The organism is Lelliottia sp. RD5 (assembly GCF_056032945.1).
The window spans coordinates 737,830-755,438 of sequence record NZ_JBVYHQ010000001.1 but is presented as its reverse complement, the minus strand read 5'-3'; the positions used below and the strand labels follow the sequence as shown (position 1 = coordinate 755,438).

Below are 17,609 nucleotides of genomic sequence, written 5' to 3'. Positions count from 1 at the left end.
TGGCAATGTAAGAAGTCTCTGTCTAGCTTAGCAAGAGTTGTTAAAAACGTCAGTAAGTTGCTAGAACTTATTGAAAACTCTGGCCAGACGGCCTGTGCCACTTATCGTAATCGGTGATTCTTTCGCCGCAATAAACGCTGACTCGCCCGGTTTGAGCACCAGCCGTTGTTCACCTTTACTGAGCACCGCTTCGCCTTCGACGCAGAACAGGATCGCAGCACTCTCCTGTGCAACGGTCGTTTCTGTGTGGCTGAGATCGTGCAAGGAGAATGCAAAATCCTCGACCGGGATCGGGAAATCCAGTTCCGCGCCGTTTTTCACCGGCTGGGTCAGCAGATCTGCCGCCGGTTTTGCGACAAATTTGACGTTAGCGACCAGTTCAGGGATATCAATGTATTTGGGCGTCAGGCCAGCACGCAGCACGTTGTCGGAGTTCGCCATCACTTCCAGCGCCACGCCCTGTAAATAGGCATGTGGCGTTTCGGCGAACAGGAACATGGCGTCGCCAGGGTTGAGCTTCACCACGTTCAACAGCAGTGGGGAGAACAGACCGCTGTCGTCCGGGTAAAATTCAGAAATCACGCGGATGGTCTGCCAGGGTTCGCCTTGCTGGCTGTCGAGGGCGGTTTTTAAAATCGCCAGCGCGTGGGACTTTTCGTCACCCTGCATATTCAACAGGCTGGCAAAAAGCTGGCTCAGGCTTGCGGCGTCAGGGTTTTCAAGGAAATGCGCAATCGCTGTATGCGCACCGGCAACCGGCTGCAATAAAGAGACAATCTCAGAAAACTCGCGGAAGGCGTTCATCGCCAGGAATGGCGTCAGCGCGAAAACCAGCTCCGGCTTATGATTCGGATCTTTGTAGTTGCGCTCGGCCGCATCAAGTGGAATACCGGCTGCATTCTCTTTTGCAAAGCCCAGTTCAGACGCTTTCTTGTTCGGGTGAACCTGAATCGACAGCGGTTGATCGGCGCACAGCACTTTAAAGAGGAAGGGCAGTTCGCCGAAACGGTCAGCAACCGCATTACCCAGCAGTGCAGTTTTATCCGCCTCAATCACATCGCGCAGCGCGCGCACGTTGCCGCTGGCATCTTCAATTTTTGAGCTGCTCCTCGGATGCGCGCCCATCCACAGTTCTGCCATTGGCAGATTATCTGGATTGGGGATGCCGTAGAGATCCGTTAACGCAGTTTGACTTCCCCAGGCATAGTTCTGCACTGAGTTGATGAGTTTTTGCATTATCAAGCCCTGTTTCTCATGTGGAATTATCTGCCTGTATTAAAGCAATAAACCGCATAGAAGTAACCTGCGCGCACAAAAAGTCGTACTAGTCTCAGTTTTTGTTAAAAATTTGTGTAGGATAAGCCAACGCGTTTTTAAGCAGGGTAGACGAAGATCTGCCTGGATCAGAATGTGCAATGTCGTCAGTGAGAGCCAAATGTCGAACAAACCCTTTCATTACCAAAATCCTTTCCCTTTAGGTCAGGATCAGACCGAATACTATCTGTTAACCCGCGACCACGTTTCTGTCTCTGAATTTGAAGGTCAGGAGATCCTCAAAGTTGAGCCACAGGCGCTGACGCTTATGGCGCAGCAGGCATTTCATGATGCCTCATTTATGCTCCGCCCCGCGCACCAGCAGCAGGTCGCCGATATCCTGACCGATCCGCAGGCCAGCGAAAACGACAAATATGTGGCGCTGCAATTCCTGCGTAACTCCGATATCGCCGCGAAAGGCATTTTGCCGACCTGTCAGGATACCGGCACGGCCATCATCACCGGTAAAAAAGGCCAGCGCGTCTGGACAGGCGGCGGTGATGAGGCGGCTCTGGCGCATGGCGTGTACAACACCTATATCGAAGATAACCTGCGCTATTCACAAAACGCTGCGCTGGATATGTACAAAGAGGTCAATACCGGCACCAACCTGCCTGCACAAATCGACCTCTACAGCGTGGACGGCGACGAGTACAAATTCCTCTGTATCGCCAAAGGCGGCGGCTCAGCGAACAAAACCTATCTGTATCAGGAGACCAAAGCGCTACTTTCACCGGGCAAACTCAAAAATTATCTGGTCGACAAGATGCGTTCGCTTGGCACGGCAGCCTGTCCGCCGTATCACATTGCCTTTGTGATCGGGGGAACGTCTGCGGAAAGCACCCTGAAAACGGTCAAACTGGCGTCGACCAAATATTACGATGGGCTGCCGACAGAAGGGAACGAACACGGTCAGGCGTTCCGCGATATTCAGCTTGAGCAGGAACTGCTGGTCGAAGCGCAAAATCTTGGGCTGGGCGCGCAGTTTGGCGGCAAATATTTTGCCCACGATGTCCGCGTGATTCGCCTGCCGCGTCATGGTGCCTCGTGCCCGGTAGGGATGGGCGTGTCCTGCTCCGCCGACCGCAATATCAAAGCCAAAATCAACCGCGACGGTATCTGGATCGAGAAGCTGGAAAACAACCCGGGGAAATACATCCCTGAAGCGCTGCGCAAGGCCGGCGAGGGTGAAGCGGTTCATGTCGATCTCAACCGTCCAATGAATGAAATTCTGGCTCAGCTGTCGCAATATCCGGTTTCTACGCGTCTTTCGCTGAATGGCACGATTATCGTCGGACGTGATATTGCCCATGCGAAATTGCAGGAGCGTCTGGATAACGGCGAAGGGCTGCCGCAGTACGTGAAAGATCACCCGATTTACTACGCAGGACCGGCCAAAACGCCGGAGGGATACGCGTCGGGTTCGCTTGGACCCACTACTGCAGGGCGCATGGACTCCTACGTCGATCAGCTGCAGGCCAACGGCGGCAGCATGATCATGCTGGCGAAGGGCAACCGCAGCCAGCAGGTGACGGATGCCTGCCATAAGCACGGCGGATTCTATCTCGGCAGCATTGGCGGCCCGGCCGCAGTACTGGCGCAAGGCAGCATTAAGAGCCTGGAGTGCGTCGAGTATCCCGAGCTGGGAATGGAAGCTATCTGGAAAATCGAAGTAGAAGACTTCCCGGCGTTCATCCTGGTGGATGATAAAGGCAACGACTTCTTCAAACAGATCCAGTCCTCTCAGTGCTCAGCCTGTGTAAAGTAAGTTAATCGCGATGCCCGGTTACGCCGGGCATCGATAAGAGCGCACAAAGCGCCATGCAGCAAATTTATAGCCAACAATACTTATCCTGACTGACATGTGAGCAATGTCGCCAACTTCATTGTTATCAAGGAGAAAGTAATGACAACGCATCGCAGTGAGAAAGATTCCATGGGCGCTATCGACGTCCCCGCTGACAAACTCTGGGGCGCGCAAACCCAACGTTCGTTAGAGCACTTCCGCATCTCGACCGAGAAAATGCCCGTCTCGCTGATCCACGCGCTGGCGCTCACCAAACGCGCCGCGGCGAAAGTTAACCAGGATTTAGGTCTGCTGCCCGCTGAAAAAGCGACGGCGATTATTCGTGCCGCCGATGAAGTGCTGGCCGATAAACACGTCGACGAATTTCCGCTCGCTATCTGGCAAACCGGCTCCGGCACCCAAAGCAACATGAACATGAATGAAGTGCTGGCAAATCGCGCGAGCGAACTGCTGGGCGGCGTGCGTGGCATGGAACGTAAAATTCACCCGAACGACGACGTGAACAAAAGTCAAAGTTCCAACGACGTGTTCCCGACGGCGATGCATGTGGCGGCGATCGTGGCCCTTCGCGAACATCTTATTCCACAGCTCAACGTGTTAAGAAACACGCTCGCCGATAAATCACAGGCATTCAGCAATATCGTCAAAATTGGCCGTACACATTTGCAGGACGCCACGCCGCTGACGCTCGGGCAGGAGATTTCTGGCTGGGTAGTGATGCTGGAACATAATCTCAGACACATCGAAAACAGTCTTCCGCATCTGGCCGAGCTGGCACTAGGCGGGACAGCGGTGGGCACAGGGCTAAACACCCATCCGGAGTATGCCGTGCGCGTCGCCAAAGCGCTGGCGGAGATGACCCATCAGCCGTTTGTCACGGCGCCGAATAAATTTGAAGCGCTCGGCACGTGCGATGCGCTGGTTCACGCCCATGGCGCACTGAAAGGGCTGGCGGCATCCTTGATGAAAATCGCCAATGACGTGCGCTGGCTGGCATCTGGGCCGCGCTGCGGCATCGGTGAAATCAGCATTCCTGAAAACGAACCTGGTAGCTCTATCATGCCGGGGAAAGTCAACCCGACCCAATGCGAAGCGCTGACCATGCTGTGTTGTCAGGTGATGGGCAACGACGTGGCGGTGAATATGGGCGGTGCGTCGGGCAACTTCGAGCTGAACGTTTATCGTCCGATGGTTATCCATAACTTCCTGCAATCGGTGCGCCTGCTGGCAGATGGCATGGAGAGTTTTAATGCGCATTGCGCCGTCGGCATTGAGCCAAATCGTGAACGTATCAGTCAGCTACTGAATGAATCGCTGATGCTGGTGACGGCGCTTAATACGCATATTGGCTACGATAAAGCAGCGGAAATTGCCAAAAAAGCGCACAAAGAAGGGTTGACCCTGAAAGCGTCTGCGCTGGCGTTGGGCTATCTTACCGACGCAGAATTCGATGCCTGGGTGCGTCCTGAAGAGATGGTTGGCAGCCTGAAATAATCACTCGGCCACATACAGGTGCAGCCGCGGAATGATCAACCGCAGCGGCTGTGCCTGAGGCTTATAACGATGCTGAATATTATCAGCATCGTAATTCAACAGCTCTCCAATATCGGGCACCATCGCCCCTTGCTCCGCATCAAACAGTGCAATCATCGGCGTTGGGCAGGCATACTGCACCTGCTTTTGCTGACCGGCATACCAGACGCGGGCGATCGGCTGGACCTTTACCGGTCGTTTGATTTTGAGACGAGTGTCTGGCGGAAGGGCGGCGATAGTGTCGTACTCCTCCTCGAGCCGTTCAATCCACTGTTCGCGAGACCAGGGCGCAACGGTGCGAGGCGATTTCAGGCTTTTTTCCAGCAGCGAAAGCACGTCGTTGCGGGTGAAATTTTTAATAATATGCTTGTTCGCCCAGCCAAATCGCAGGGTTGCCGGTTGGCGCAACACCGTTAACGATCGATACGCGTTCAGCGTAATTAGCCCCGGCAACTGGCGGTGCACCCATTCGAAACGCGCAGCAGGAGGCAACCCGGACTCCTCAGTGATGATTTTTTCAAACGCCACCTTGAGCGTATTAATATGCGCTATCTGCGTTTCAATCTCCTCGCGCAGCGCGCCATCGCATTGCAGGCAAATCACCCCCGGCAAACGCACGGCGGCTTTGCTGCTGCGTTTCTCCGACTGCTGCTGGATAAACAGATGACGGTAGTGGGCGAGCGTCAGCTCCACGGCCTCTTGACCAATATGCTGTTCCACTTCTATGGTGTTCAGCTCCTCGTGCTCCGCGCCTTTGGCTACATCCGGCAATGTAAAAACGCGCGCGGCCAGCAGCCGACAGCCCTTTAATCGTTCAGTAAGATTAACCAGTTCCAGCTCAATCTGGCGGAAAGTGGAATTCAACCGTTCGATAAGATCGTAAGTCGCCATAAAACACTCTCATTAGTTACAACATACTTTTTTATAGCACAGCACACCGGGTCAGGCCAGGGTGCGGTGTGTGTCCAGCAGGATAATGAAAAGCTTATTGATTGCTGATGAATCATACGGGTTTTGTATATTAAGCGACACGTGCGGCCCCTCAGTTGATCCAGAGCAGGTTAAAAGTATGATGAATTATTAGAATCGTCACACGTTTTTCCTACTCCTTAATGATGAGAGGCAACTATTTTGTCCAGACCTGGCCGAATCGTCTGTGCGCTGCTGGCTGGTGCGTCATTCTTGTTGCACGCAGCGGCACCTGATGAAATCACCACGGCATGGCCCGTTAACGTTGGACCACTCAATCCGCATCTTTATACGCCCAATCAAATGTTTGCCCAAAGCATGGTGTATGAGCCGCTGGTGAAATATCAGGCTGACGGAACCGTTAAGCCATGGCTGGCGACAAGCTGGAAGCCCTCGGCGGATGGGAAAGTGTGGGTATTCACTTTACGTGACGGTGTCACATTTTCGAACGGTGAAGCGTTCACTGCGCAGGCAGTCGTCGAGAACTTTCGTGCCGTCCTGGACAACCGTAAGCGTCACGCCTGGCTTGAGTTGACCAATCAAATCACCGATGTCAAAGCCCTGAGCCCGAACGAGCTGCAAATCACGCTAAAAAGTGCCTATTATCCTTTCCTGCAAGAACTCTCGCTGCCGCGTCCTTTCCGGTTTATTGCCCCGTCGCAGTTTAAAAATCATGAAACCCTGAACGGAATTAAAGCGCCGATTGGAACGGGGCCGTGGGTGCTTAAAGCGTCGAAACTGAATCAATATGACGTGCTGGTGCGTAACGATCGTTACTGGGGTGAAAAGCCACAGATTCGTCAGGTAACGGTTAACGTAATCCCCGATCCCACTACGCGCGCCGTGGCGTTTGAAACGGGCGATATTGATCTGCTGTATGGCAACGAAGGGCTGTTACCGCTCGATACCTTTGCACGCTTTAGCCAAAATCCGGCCATTCGCACCCAACTTTCGCAGCCCATTGAAACGGTGATGCTGGCGCTCAACTCGACACACGCGCCAACCGATGAACTCGCGGTGCGTGAAGCCCTTAATCATGCGGTGAACAAAAAATCATTGATTGAAAATGCCCTGTACGGCACGCAAGAGGTTGCGGACACGCTCTTCGCCCCGACGGTTCCGTACGCCAACATCGGCCTCAAACCGCGTCAGTACGATCCGCAGCAGGCGAAATCACTGCTGGATAAATCGGGATGGCTTGTGCCGTCGGGCAAAGTCATTCGGGAGAAAAACGGTAAGCCACTGCGAATTGAGCTGGCCTTTATTGGCACCGATGCGCTCAGCAAATCGATGGCGGAAATTATTCAGGCCGATATGCGTCAGGTCGGCGTAGCGGTGGCGTTGGTTGGGGAAGAAGAGAGCAGTATTTATGCGCGCCAGCGTGACGGGCGTTTCGGCATGATTTTCAACCGTACCTGGGGCGCGCCTTACGATCCCCACGCCTTCATGAGCTCCATGCGCGTACCGTCGCACGCCGATTATCAGGCACAGCGCGGGCTGGCGGACAAACCCTTAATAGATAAAGCGATCGGCGAGGTGCTTTCCACGACTGACGAAACGAAGCGCCAGTCGCTGTACCGCGATATCCTCACACGCCTGCACAATGACGCCGTCTATTTGCCGATCAGCTATGTGTCGATGATGGTGGTGGCAAAACCGGAGCTGGGCGTGATTCCGTTCGCCCCCATTGCCTCCGAGATTCCCTTTGAGCACATTCAGCCGGTGAAACGCTGATGATCCGTTACATTTTGCGGCGTATCGTGCTGCTGATCCCGATGGTATTGGCTGCCTCGGTGATTATCTTTCTGATGCTGCGCCTGGGAACGGGCGACCCGGCGCTGGACTATCTGCGGCTATCAAACTTACCGCCGACGCCGGACATGGTCGCGTCTACCCGCGTGATGCTGGGGTTGAATCAACCGCTCGTCGTTCAGTACGGCACCTGGCTTTGGAAAGCACTGCATCTGGATTTCGGCATCTCATATGCCACTCAGCGTCCGGTGCTGGATGATGTTCTGCATTTTCTGCCCGCGACGCTGCTGCTGGCGGGGGCGGCGCTGGTATTGATTCTGCTGACGTCGGTGCCGCTGGGCATTTGGGCCGCGCGTCACCGCGATCGTTTACCGGATTTTATCGTGCGCGCTGTGTCGTTTCTCGGCGTGTCGATGCCCAATTTCTGGCTCGCTTTTTTGCTGGTGATGTTTTTCTCCGTCTACCTCAAGTGGTTGCCCGCGATGGGCTACGGCGACTGGCAGCATCTGATTTTGCCTGCCGTATCGATTGCGTTTATGTCGCTGGCAATTAATGCCCGGTTGCTGCGCGCCAGCATGCTGGATGTTGCCGGACAGCGGCATGTTACCTGGGCCCGACTGCGCGGATTGAGCGACAAACAGACCGAGCGCCGCCACATTTTACGCAATGCCTCGCTGCCGATGATTACCGCTGTCGGGATGCATATCGGCGAGCTGATCGGCGGAACGATGATTATCGAGAATATTTTTGCCTGGCCGGGCGTGGGGCGCTACGCCGTGTCAGCCATTTTTAACCGTGACTATCCGGTGATTCAATGCTTTACGCTGATCATGGTGGTGGTATTTGTTATCTGTAATCTGACGGTGGACGTGCTGAATGCCGCGCTTGACCCGCGTATTCGCCGCCATGAGGGCGCGCACGCATGAGTTTTTTACGCACGACGCGCTGGCCGGTTCGTCTGGCAATGATCATCATCGTGTTGCTCGCGGCTGTCGCACTCACCAGCCAGTGGTGGTTGCCCTACGATCCGCAAGCCATTAATTTGCCCGCGCGTTTGCTGTCGCCTGACAGCCAGCACTGGCTGGGGACCGATCATCTCGGGCGTGATATTTTCTCTCGTCTGCTCGCGGCAACACGCGTATCGCTGGGATCGGTAATCGCCTGTCTGTTGCTGGTGCTGGTGCTGGGCCTGACGATAGGGGGCGCGGCAGGGCTGTTGGGCGGGCGAGTCGATCAGTTGACCATGCGTGTGGCCGATATGTTTATGACCTTTCCGACCTCCATTCTGTCGTTCTTCCTGGTGGGCGTTCTGGGAACGGGGCTGACCAACGTCATCATCGCTATCGCCCTGTCGCACTGGGCCTGGTATGCGCGCATGGTGCGCAGTCTGGTTATTTCACTGCGCCAGCGGGAGTTTGTACTGGCGTCGCGTCTTTCTGGCGCGGGGCACGCGCGCGTCTTTATCGATCATCTGACGGGGGCTGCGCTGCCATCGCTGCTGGTGCTGGCGACGCTGGATATCGGACACATGATGCTGCACGTCGCCGGGATGTCGTTTTTAGGGCTGGGCGTGACGGCACCCACCGCAGAATGGGGCGTGATGATCAACGACGCGCGCCAGTATATCTGGACTCAGCCGCTGCAAATGTTCTGGCCTGGCCTGGCGCTGTTCATCAGCGTGATGGCCTTTAATCTGGTGGGTGACGCGCTGCGCGATCACCTTGATCCTCATCTTGAGACGGAGCATGCCCACTGATGCCCCAGCAGATAGAATTACGCAATATGGTGATTGATGCGGACAAACCGCTGGTGAAGGGCGTATCGCTCACGCTTACGCGGGGGCGCGTGCTGGCTCTGGTGGGCGGTAGCGGCAGCGGTAAATCACTGACCTGCGCCGCCGCGCTCGGCGTTTTGCCAGCGGGCGTTCGTCAGACCGCAGGCCAGGTGCTGGCTGACGGAACGCTGATGTCACCCCGAACGCTGCGCGGAAAAACGGTCGCCACGATTATGCAAAACCCACGAAGCGCGTTTAATCCGCTGCATTCCATGGCAACCCACGCGCGCGAGACCTGTCTGGCGGTCGGCAAGCCCGCTGATAACGCCGCGCTTATCGCCGCTTTACGCGCCGTCGGGCTGGAAGATGCGCATCGCGTCTTAACGCTTTATCCTTTTGAGATGAGCGGTGGAATGTTGCAGCGAATGATGATCGCGATGGCTGTGCTGTGCGATGCCCCGTTTATTGTCGCCGATGAACCGACCACCGATCTGGATGCCGTCGCCCAGGCAAGAATTCTGGATTTGCTGGATTCCATCATGCAAACCCGCTCCCCCGGAATGCTGCTGGTTACGCATGATATGGGCGTCGTGGCGCGTCTGGCGGATGAAGTCGCGGTGATGGACGATGGCGTGATAGTGGAGCAGGGCAACGTTGAGGCCGTGTTTCATACGCCACAGCATCGGGTTACGCGCAATCTGGTGGCTGCCCATCTGGCGCTTTATGGCAAGGAGCTGGCATCATGACGTTACTTTCGGTTTCTGCGCTTTCGCACAAATATACGCCGTCACAGACGGTATTACGCGACGTGTCGATGAGCCTGACAGCCGGTGAAACCGTGGCTCTGCTTGGACGCAGTGGATGTGGGAAAAGCACGCTGGCACGTTTACTGGTGGGGCTGGAATCTCCCCATGAGGGCGAGGTGTACTGGCAAGGCCAGTCTCTGACGAGCCTCAACCGGGTACAACACAAAGCCTTTCGCCGCGATGTTCAGATGGTTTTTCAGGATTCAATCAGCGCCGTGAACCCGCGTAAAACGGTGTGCGACATTCTGCGTGAACCGATGCGGCATCTGTTGACGTTATCTAAAGCCGAACAAATGACGCGCGCCAGTTCGCTGTTACAGGCGGTGGATCTGGACGACAGTATTTTGCATAAACGCCCGCCGCAGCTCAGCGGGGGACAGTTGCAACGCGTTTGTCTGGCGCGTGCCCTGGCCGTTGAACCTAAACTATTGATCCTCGATGAAGCCCTGTCGAATCTTGATCTGGTGCTTCAGGCGGGTGTGATTCGCCTGCTCAAAAAACTCCAGCAGCAGTTCGGCACCGCTTGTCTGTTTATTACCCATGATTTACGGCTGGTGGAGCGTTTTTGTCACCGTGTGATGGTGATGGATCAGGGGCAAATCGTAGAAACTCAATCTGTGGGTGAGGTACTCACGTTTTCATCCGTTGCCGGAAGAATGCTGCAGAACGCGGTGCTTCCCGCTTACCCCGTGCGCCGTCGCGCTACACCAGAGACTAAAACCCTATGCAACGTGTCACCATAACGCTTGATGATGATTTACTGGAAACGCTGGATAGCCTGAGTCAACGTCGCGGATACAACAACCGCTCAGAAGCGATTCGCGATATTTTGCGCGCAACGCTGGCGCAGGAAACCACGCAGCAACACGGCACGCAAGGGTTTGCGGTGCTCTCTTACGTCTACGAACATGAGAAGCGCGATTTGGCCCGGCGCCTGGTGTCGACCCAACATCACCACCACGATTTGTCCGTCGCGACGCTGCACGTTCACGTCAGCCATGAAGATTGTCTTGAGATCGCGGTGTTAAAAGGCGATATGGGCGATATCCAGCATTTTGCTGATGATGTTATCGCCCAGCGCGGTGTGCGACATGGTCACCTGCAGTGTCTTCCTGATGAGGAATAACCCGCATCAGACCGCGGCAGGCAGAGCAATGTGGTGATAAACCGGCCAGCTAAAGCAGAATTTTGCGCCGCCCAGATCGCTGGCTTCGCAGCTGACGTGTCCGCCCATGGCCTGAGAGATTGAATGGACAATCGCCAGCCCCAGCCCGCAGCCGCCGGTGGCACGGTCGCGGCTCGGGTCCAGGCGCACGAACGGTTCAAATACCCGATGGCGCTCTTCGGCCGCAATACCGGGTCCATCGTCCTCAATGGATAAACTCGCCTCGCTGCCGTTCCGCTCTAAACGAATTCGCAGTCGGTTCTCACTGTAGCGCAGGGCGTTATTCACCAGATTATCCAGCACGCGTTCCATCAGGCGCATATCCAGCGCGCCGTAATCGCCGGGATGATTGTCCAGTAACAGCTCGCGCTGCGGGTTGACGCTTTGGACGTCTTCAACATAGCTGCTTATCCATGCTGAAAAATCCGGGGTGCTGAGTTTCAGTTCATTTTGGGGACGATCCAGACGGGCGTAGGTGAGCAGTTCTTCTATCAGCGCTTCGAGCTGACCGATATCGCGATTCAGCGCCACAGACTCCGCAGCGGTCAGGTTTTCGCTCATCTCCAGACGATAGCGCAGGCGCACCAGCGGCGTACGTAACTCATGCGCGATGCCGTCAATCAGCGCCTTTTTACTGGCAATCAGGGCGTTGATATTGTCGGCCATCTGGTTAAAGGCGACGCCCAGCCGTTCAAAGCTGGAGGTGCTGTCAAAATGTATACGCTCCGTCAGATGACCGTCGCCAAAGCGCTGCGCGGCAGCCTCCAGGCGCAACATATCCTGCCAGTGGGGACGCATCCAGATAAACACCGGAAAGGCCAGCGAAATGGCGATAAAGGCCATCAGCGCCATATCCAGCAGCCGCATCTGGTGTAAAAAATAGAGATATGGAACCGGGCCGACGGCCAGCACGTAATGGCTGCGCGGGATCCGCTGGATAAAGGTGTACTGGTCGTCCAGCGCCACGATGTCGCCTTCGCGCAGGCGCTGAGCGGTGGGGGCATCCAGACTGTAATTTTTAAGCGGCTCGATGCGCATATTAAACGACAGATTCAGATCCAGCTCTTTCAGCGTGCGCGCCCAGTCGTGCGGCGGGATTTCACGTAATTCGCTGCGCATCAAATAGAGCGAACTTTTCATCAGGTCATCCAGAGACTGTCTGCCTGCGCGCTCGGCGGTGAATTTATAGACCAGCCCGACCAGCATGGTCATCACCAGAAAACAGACAAACAGCAAAAGATAAAACTGCACAAACAGCTTTTTCATGAAATCACACCATTATTACAATGAGTTAACTAAACTGATTTTACCTTTAGCGGCGCTATGGGGGCAGGGTTATATTCATCTACGCGCTGATTGAGGAGCGCAATCCGATCGCCGTCCAAAGCATGTATCCAGGCAGAATAAACGCAATAAACCCTCTGTGCATTTTTATGTCCTATTTGAGTTGCTATGAAAGCAGGGTTTGCTCCGGCTGACAACATCCAACATGCAGACGTATGACCCTTGCCTGTGCCACGCTGATTAACACACCGCGATGCCAGTAATGCCTTCTTCGCCACTGTAGACATCCTCTTTAGGAAGCGTTTTCCGAAGAACAGATCGTCAGTATCCTTCGCGAGGCCGAAACTGGGGGGCTGCCTGAGAGCATGCTATCTCAGTTGCGACCTTTACACTCGGCGCAAGACGTTTGGCGGCATGAAGATTCCTAAGTGAAGCGGCTTGCTGAAATGTGTATCTAATGCTGTGAGCAGGTCCCAGCCACTAAATCTGAGAAAGAATGAATGCCATCAGCAATCAAACGTTGAGCCCCTGAAAATATACCTGTCACTAATCTTTATTAATAATACATTAAGCTAGCAATTATACTGATTAATATGCTCTTGCGAGCCATTATTAAATGTCCATGATATCTATTATCATTTCTCATTAAAACAGTAAAGTTCAAGGGTGAATGCAGATTGAGGGTTATACTTGCGCAATCTCAATAACTTGTTAAGAATGATAAAATGAAATAGGTTATGATGAGTTTATTCTCATCAGGCATGGTTTTATTAAATCGTTTTTTAACCGGGGGCTTAATAATGCATCTCGAACGACATAGTATCGAAAGAGTGGGATGGCTTAGGGCTGCTGTTCTAGGGGCTAATGATGGCATTGTTTCGACAGCCAGTCTTGTACTTGGCGTTGCTTCAGCGAATACTTCTTCATCGGGTATTCTACTTGCCGGGGTTGCAGGCCTTGTGGCAGGTGCAATGTCGATGGCAACAGGCGAGTATGTTTCTGTTTCTTCACAGGTTGATACTGAGAACGCAGCTCTTGCTCAGGAGAAAGGTGAGCTGGAAAATGATTTTCAAGGAGAGACACAGGAACTTACTTCTCTGTATATAAAACGTGGTCTCAACCCAACCCTGGCGCGTGAGGTTGCTGAGCAACTCATGGAGAAGGACGCTTTGGGGGCTCACGCTCGTGAAGAACTAGGATTAACGGATACTAATTCTGCGCAGCCACTGCAAGCCGCTCTCTTCTCGGCAGTCAGTTTTTCTGCTGGGGCCATTTTACCCTTAATCGTTGCGTGGTTAGCGCCGCACGCTTATATTTCTACATTCATCATTCTTACCACGCTTTTTTCACTCGCTATTCTTGGTTATATTTCTTCGGTAGTTGGCAATGCGTCTCCGGTAAAAGCCATAATAAGAATTACTTTCTGGAGTGCCATGGCAATGGGCTTATCGATTGGTGTTGGGCATTTCGCGGGTCAGAATTTGATTTAACAGCATGGAGCGAGAAGGAGAGTAAACGGCCAGAGTGAAGTGTTCTATTATTTAACCTTTGGTGAAGTTGAACTGATATTTAATTTGAATATTTTGAACGGTTCATATATTTAGTCTGGACTCTGATAACAAATGGTGAACGACAATTAATTTATGTTTTTAGCCCTATCGCACTTCTTTGACTCGCCGTAGGCAGAGATGCCGTTCTCATGTTACTCATCAAACGGCATCCTGAGTTCTGTTACGAAGGATGTTTTTACTGGATGCTCTCCAGGTCTCTCGCAATATCACGGCGGCGACCACTGTCAGCGATTTCACGCCCGGGACGATCTGGGGCTTTAAGTGCTTTGGTTAGGTAGCGCCTGGCTTCATCTGTTTTTTTCTCTTTAAGAAGATAGTCACCGTAGAAGTAGTTAGGGTCTATACCATCCGGGTTAATGGCCAGCGCTTTTTTCAACATCTCGTCTGCTTTTTCTTTATCACCAAAGCCAATTGGCCAGCCGGGAACCTGATAATACAGAGCGCCCAGACTGGTCCAGGCTGATCCCTGGAGGGCGGATGGGTCAATTTCAATCGCTTTTTCGAGGTTGCTGCGGGCTTCTTTAACAAGGCTTAGCGCACCCAGACCGCCTTTCGCGCCAGCCCAGCTACTGTCGATAATGGCTGACCAAATCAAAAGTGGCGCGTTACTGTTTTTTTGTGCCTGACTGGCATTATGGGCTTTCTGGCTAACGGTACTGAAGCAGTTCTCTTTTTTGGCCTCCAGCGTTTGATACTGACAGACAGACCAGTCGTGTTGTAAATCCCCAAGTGTCGTATCCGCCAGTGCTGACGCGGGTGCTGCTGTAACAAGCAAGATTGCGTACAGGGTTTTCATTTGTTGTCTCCTCTGACCGATTTTCTGGCGAATTCCTGAATTACAGGCAATTTTTTGCCTAATGCTCCGTCGACGACGGTGGGAAACCAGGCATTAATCTTGACGAAAAGACGTTCCATCATGCCAAAGCGATAACATTTCTGTTCTTTTTCAAGAAGGCGTGCAAGTCGGGCAGCCACATACACTGGTGAATCGGTGTTATTACCGAGTTTCCGGTTCAGGGCATACACGTGGTCGTTGTTCAGTAAGGTTTCTGTTGCACGTGGCGCGGCATACAGAACGGTAATACCACTGCCCTGTAATTCCCTGCTAAGGGCTTCGGAAAAACGGTGGGTCGCAGCCTTGGTCGCACTATAGACACTCCATGCCGGATGGCCTATTTCTCCAAAAATTGAACCAATATTAAGCACGATGCCAGGCGTATTCATTTTATCGAGTAAGGCCCGGGTCAGTAGGGCTGGAATCTCGATATTGGTGCGGATCTGTTCACGAATATCATCAAATGATTGTTCTTCAAACAACGCAAAGCAACTGCTCCCAGCGTTGTTGATCAGGATATCCAGCCCACCGTCCTTTAAAAACCTGGCGGCAAGCGCCGATATCTCTTCGTCGGAATAGCTACGCATCAGCGCGATATTGTGGCGCTCCGGGTGAGGGAGGGTATTCTGTAGAAGAGTCATTGCTTTTTCATTGCGACCAACCAGATAGAGTCTCGCCCCTTTTTGCGCCAGTTCTCTGGCCAGCGCCTGACCGATCCCGCCGCTGGCGCCGGTGAGCAGAACGGTTTTGTTAAGCAGATTCATATGCACTCTCTCCCAACTGATCAAGCATCTGCCCATAAAGATGATAAATACGGCGCGCGGTGTGGATAATGGCGTCCTGGTCACTCTTATCAGTGACTGAATCCATGAGGGATGCAAAGAATTGCAGATGCCCCTGATCGAGTTCTCCGTGAGAGCGCAGGTAGGTTGTTGCCTGTTGAGGTAGGGCCAGCGTATTCTCCAGTTGAGCCGCGACAGCTGTTGCAATTGCCACGCTGGTGCCTTCCAGCACGAGCACCATGCCAAATATGCTCATTGGATTTACCCGCTCAATACGGTAGTAAAGATAGGCAATCATCATTTCGATGGGCAGGCCCGGCATACCCTCTCTAACAGCCTCAGGATTACCACCACATGCGCGAATATCATTGAGGATCCATTCCTGGTGCCCATATTCTTCATCAATATATTCGGCTAGTGCGCCGCGCACTGCTTCGTGCGTTGAAGGAAGCCGACCACCAGCACACATCAGCAGTGGAACGGTATGGCTGACGTGATAATAAGCTTGCGTCAAAAATGCGATATACATCTCCGGCGAGATATCGCCTGTTTTACACCGGGCGATAGCAGGGGACGAAAGTAAACGTTGACGTTCAACAGCGGTCTGATTCTGTAATTCTTGATAAAAGCTCATGCGTCTTCCTCCTCACTGCAGGTGAGAATATTTTCTTTTAGGGACTGCCAGATGGCGCTCCGTTTAGGGCGACCATTAGCGGTAATCATTTCGGGAGAAGATATTTCGGACGTGAACAGCAGTCGATGAAATTGGGCGTAGTCAGGCAAGTGCGCGCAAACTCCCATAAGCTGCTCACGCGCCAGATCCTGCTGTCCTTCAAAAGCATCTACGAGAGCAACGTTACGTCTCAAACCGTCACCGAAAATCACAACACGGCGCACAGCGGGACATGCCATCGCTTCTGCTTCAGGCCATTCTGGTGAAAAATTACGACCATATGCGTTGATCTGAACATTTTTCAATCGACCGAGAATATGAATAAATCCTTCTTCATCAACCGTCGCAAGGTCGCCTGTGATCACGTCTGCTTTCTGGGGTTCCTCCCCAAGATACCCCAGGGCATTGGCCGGACTCATCACGCTGAGTTGCTGTAAGTGATCAACACTCACCCTTATGCCGGGCAATGGTCTGCCGACACTGTTCTTTTTTGTCGCCCCCGGAAGATTCAGAGCGACAACAGAACCACATTCTGATAACCCATAACCTTCAAAAACGGGTAAACCTGTATGTGTTGCCATTTCCATTAATGGCGCAGGGACCTTTCCTCCACCAACAGCGACAAAGCTCAGGGAACGGGTGCTGTCTGGAACCGTCTGGTGCAGATGGAGTAACACCCGCAATATTTCTGGTACCAGAACGAGACTTTGTGGACGCCATCTCATCAAAGCCTGTAAAAAATTTCCGGGGTTAAACTGGCTGGAACCTTCAAAACCTGTACTGGCGGAGGACAATATCACCGTCTGTGCACCCAGCAGTAACGGGATATAGATACCGCACAAATTTTCCAGCAGGATGCTGAGTGGAAGGCTGACAAGATGCCTTTCCGGTCTGATCGCATTCAGAGCATCAGCCAGCGTTTGTGCTGTCCAGAACATACCGCTCTGGCTCAGGCATACCCCTTTTGGTTCACCGGTCGTGCCAGAGGTAAAGGTAATCTTGGCCGTGCCCGGCGGTAAGGCGGTCTGGGCAGTTAGCTTTCTGATTTGCAGCCTGCCAAACGGGAATTCATGGCTAAGCCATCCCTTCAGGGATTTGCCACCAATTTGTGCGTCAATGGATGCTGAAGATCGTACCCACTCTTTTTGTGTTTCAGAGAAAAAAGAAGGTAGGGGTACAATCACAATCCCAGCGGACAGGCAGGCAAGATCGATAATGGCTCACTCAGGCCCATTGTCGAGTTCAAGCGCCAGTCGCTTAATATTGAGAGACCGAAGTCGTGTAGCTGTCGTTATTACATCCTCATGGTATCTCTGCCAGCTCCATATGCCGGACTCACCCTGC

16 protein-coding genes are annotated in these 17,609 nt (G+C 53.3%); 9 read left to right on the top strand and 7 right to left on the bottom strand.

Annotated elements, in window-relative coordinates; all coding sequences use genetic code 11:
- Window positions 1–60 precede the first annotated feature (60 nt).
- Entirely contained in the window at window positions 61–1,236 is a 1,176-nt protein-coding gene (gene manA, locus AC0LWE_RS03755; RefSeq protein ID WP_219346657.1) for a mannose-6-phosphate isomerase, read from the bottom strand.
- Window positions 1,237–1,435: 199 nt separating this feature from the next.
- On the opposite strand from manA, the gene fumA reads away from it, so the two are divergent.
- Entirely contained in the window at window positions 1,436–3,082 is a 1,647-nt protein-coding gene (fumA, locus tag AC0LWE_RS03750) for a class I fumarate hydratase FumA (protein WP_131487452.1), read from the top strand.
- A gap of 138 nt (window positions 3,083–3,220) precedes the next feature.
- Entirely contained in the window at window positions 3,221–4,615 is a 1,395-nt protein-coding gene (gene fumC, locus AC0LWE_RS03745) for a class II fumarate hydratase (protein ID WP_219346656.1), read from the top strand.
- Here the strand turns inward: fumC and tus are convergent, their stop codons facing one another.
- Window positions 4,616–5,545 (bottom strand): DNA replication terminus site-binding protein, encoded by a 930-nt coding sequence (gene tus / locus AC0LWE_RS03740; RefSeq protein ID WP_131487453.1) that lies wholly within the window; start codon window positions 5,543–5,545, stop codon window positions 4,616–4,618.
- Window positions 5,546–5,785: 240 nt separating this feature from the next.
- On the opposite strand from tus, the gene nikA reads away from it, so the two are divergent.
- From nikA to nikR, 6 genes are read left to right on the top strand one after another with little or no spacing between them, the layout of a single operon-like run.
- Complete coding sequence (gene nikA, locus AC0LWE_RS03735) at window positions 5,786–7,357, top strand: nickel ABC transporter substrate-binding protein (protein WP_267970683.1); 1,572 nt, start codon at window positions 5,786–5,788, stop codon at window positions 7,355–7,357.
- A complete protein-coding gene (gene nikB / locus AC0LWE_RS03730) occupies window positions 7,357–8,301 on the top strand; it encodes a nickel ABC transporter permease subunit NikB (protein ID WP_202712978.1) in 945 nt (314 codons plus the stop codon). Before nikA ends, nikB begins: the two co-directional genes overlap by 1 nt.
- The gene (gene nikC / locus AC0LWE_RS03725; protein ID WP_219346655.1) at window positions 8,298–9,131 is read left to right on the top strand and encodes a nickel ABC transporter permease subunit NikC; all 834 of its coding nucleotides are present in this window, start codon (window positions 8,298–8,300) and stop codon (window positions 9,129–9,131) included. The genes nikB and nikC overlap by 4 nt, the downstream gene beginning before the upstream one ends.
- Window positions 9,131–9,895 (top strand): nickel import ATP-binding protein NikD, encoded by a 765-nt coding sequence (gene nikD, locus AC0LWE_RS03720; RefSeq protein WP_219346654.1) that lies wholly within the window; start codon window positions 9,131–9,133, stop codon window positions 9,893–9,895. The genes nikC and nikD overlap by 1 nt, the downstream gene beginning before the upstream one ends.
- Complete coding sequence (nikE, locus tag AC0LWE_RS03715) at window positions 9,892–10,698, top strand: nickel import ATP-binding protein NikE (RefSeq protein WP_219346653.1); 807 nt, start codon at window positions 9,892–9,894, stop codon at window positions 10,696–10,698. Before nikD ends, nikE begins: the two co-directional genes overlap by 4 nt.
- Complete coding sequence (gene nikR, locus AC0LWE_RS03710; RefSeq protein ID WP_059178083.1) at window positions 10,680–11,081, top strand: nickel-responsive transcriptional regulator NikR; 402 nt, start codon at window positions 10,680–10,682, stop codon at window positions 11,079–11,081. Before nikE ends, nikR begins: the two co-directional genes overlap by 19 nt.
- A gap of 6 nt (window positions 11,082–11,087) precedes the next feature.
- Here the strand turns inward: nikR and rstB are convergent, their stop codons facing one another.
- Entirely contained in the window at window positions 11,088–12,386 is a 1,299-nt protein-coding gene (rstB, locus tag AC0LWE_RS03705; protein WP_219346652.1) for a two-component system sensor histidine kinase RstB, read from the bottom strand.
- A gap of 818 nt (window positions 12,387–13,204) precedes the next feature.
- On the opposite strand from rstB, the gene AC0LWE_RS03700 reads away from it, so the two are divergent.
- The gene (locus AC0LWE_RS03700; protein WP_219347697.1) at window positions 13,205–13,894 is read left to right on the top strand and encodes a VIT1/CCC1 transporter family protein; all 690 of its coding nucleotides are present in this window, start codon (window positions 13,205–13,207) and stop codon (window positions 13,892–13,894) included.
- 256 nt (window positions 13,895–14,150) lie between these two features.
- On the opposite strand, the gene AC0LWE_RS03695 is transcribed toward AC0LWE_RS03700, so the two are convergent.
- Genes AC0LWE_RS03695 through AC0LWE_RS03680 form a run of 4 tightly spaced genes read right to left on the bottom strand, consistent with a single transcriptional unit; the run spans window position 14,151 to window position 17,479 of the window.
- Window positions 14,151–14,771, bottom strand: a complete 621-nt coding sequence (locus AC0LWE_RS03695; protein WP_219346651.1) for a tetratricopeptide repeat protein — start codon at window positions 14,769–14,771, stop codon at window positions 14,151–14,153.
- Complete coding sequence (locus tag AC0LWE_RS03690) at window positions 14,768–15,574, bottom strand: SDR family oxidoreductase (RefSeq protein ID WP_131487461.1); 807 nt, start codon at window positions 15,572–15,574, stop codon at window positions 14,768–14,770. The genes AC0LWE_RS03695 and AC0LWE_RS03690 overlap by 4 nt, the downstream gene beginning before the upstream one ends.
- The gene (locus tag AC0LWE_RS03685; protein ID WP_059178080.1) at window positions 15,561–16,226 is read right to left on the bottom strand and encodes a TenA family transcriptional regulator; all 666 of its coding nucleotides are present in this window, start codon (window positions 16,224–16,226) and stop codon (window positions 15,561–15,563) included. Before AC0LWE_RS03685 ends, AC0LWE_RS03690 begins: the two co-directional genes overlap by 14 nt.
- The gene (locus tag AC0LWE_RS03680; protein WP_474265158.1) at window positions 16,223–17,479 is read right to left on the bottom strand and encodes an AMP-binding protein; all 1,257 of its coding nucleotides are present in this window, start codon (window positions 17,477–17,479) and stop codon (window positions 16,223–16,225) included. The genes AC0LWE_RS03685 and AC0LWE_RS03680 overlap by 4 nt, the downstream gene beginning before the upstream one ends.
- Between the last annotated feature and the right edge of the window lie 130 nt (window positions 17,480–17,609).

Bases quoted from the DNA above. Each gene is read 5' to 3' on its own strand.
- manA (WP_219346657.1), bottom strand. From the start codon at position 1,236: ATGCAAAAACTCATCAACTCAGTGCAGAACTATGCCTGGGGAAGTCAA.
- fumA (WP_131487452.1), top strand. From the start codon at position 1,436: ATGTCGAACAAACCCTTTCATTACCAAAATCCTTTCCCTTTAGGTCAG.
- fumC (WP_219346656.1), top strand. From the start codon at position 3,221: ATGACAACGCATCGCAGTGAGAAAGATTCCATGGGCGCTATCGACGTC.
- tus (WP_131487453.1), bottom strand. From the start codon at position 5,545: ATGGCGACTTACGATCTTATCGAACGGTTGAATTCCACTTTCCGCCAG.
- nikB (WP_202712978.1), top strand. From the start codon at position 7,357: ATGATCCGTTACATTTTGCGGCGTATCGTGCTGCTGATCCCGATGGTA.
- nikC (WP_219346655.1), top strand. From the start codon at position 8,298: ATGAGTTTTTTACGCACGACGCGCTGGCCGGTTCGTCTGGCAATGATC.
- nikD (WP_219346654.1), top strand. From the start codon at position 9,131: ATGCCCCAGCAGATAGAATTACGCAATATGGTGATTGATGCGGACAAA.
- nikE (WP_219346653.1), top strand. From the start codon at position 9,892: ATGACGTTACTTTCGGTTTCTGCGCTTTCGCACAAATATACGCCGTCA.
- nikR (WP_059178083.1), top strand. From the start codon at position 10,680: ATGCAACGTGTCACCATAACGCTTGATGATGATTTACTGGAAACGCTG.
- rstB (WP_219346652.1), bottom strand. From the start codon at position 12,386: ATGAAAAAGCTGTTTGTGCAGTTTTATCTTTTGCTGTTTGTCTGTTTT.
- AC0LWE_RS03700 (WP_219347697.1), top strand. From the start codon at position 13,205: ATGCATCTCGAACGACATAGTATCGAAAGAGTGGGATGGCTTAGGGCT.
- AC0LWE_RS03695 (WP_219346651.1), bottom strand. From the start codon at position 14,771: ATGAAAACCCTGTACGCAATCTTGCTTGTTACAGCAGCACCCGCGTCA.
- AC0LWE_RS03690 (WP_131487461.1), bottom strand. From the start codon at position 15,574: ATGAATCTGCTTAACAAAACCGTTCTGCTCACCGGCGCCAGCGGCGGG.
- AC0LWE_RS03685 (WP_059178080.1), bottom strand. From the start codon at position 16,226: ATGAGCTTTTATCAAGAATTACAGAATCAGACCGCTGTTGAACGTCAA.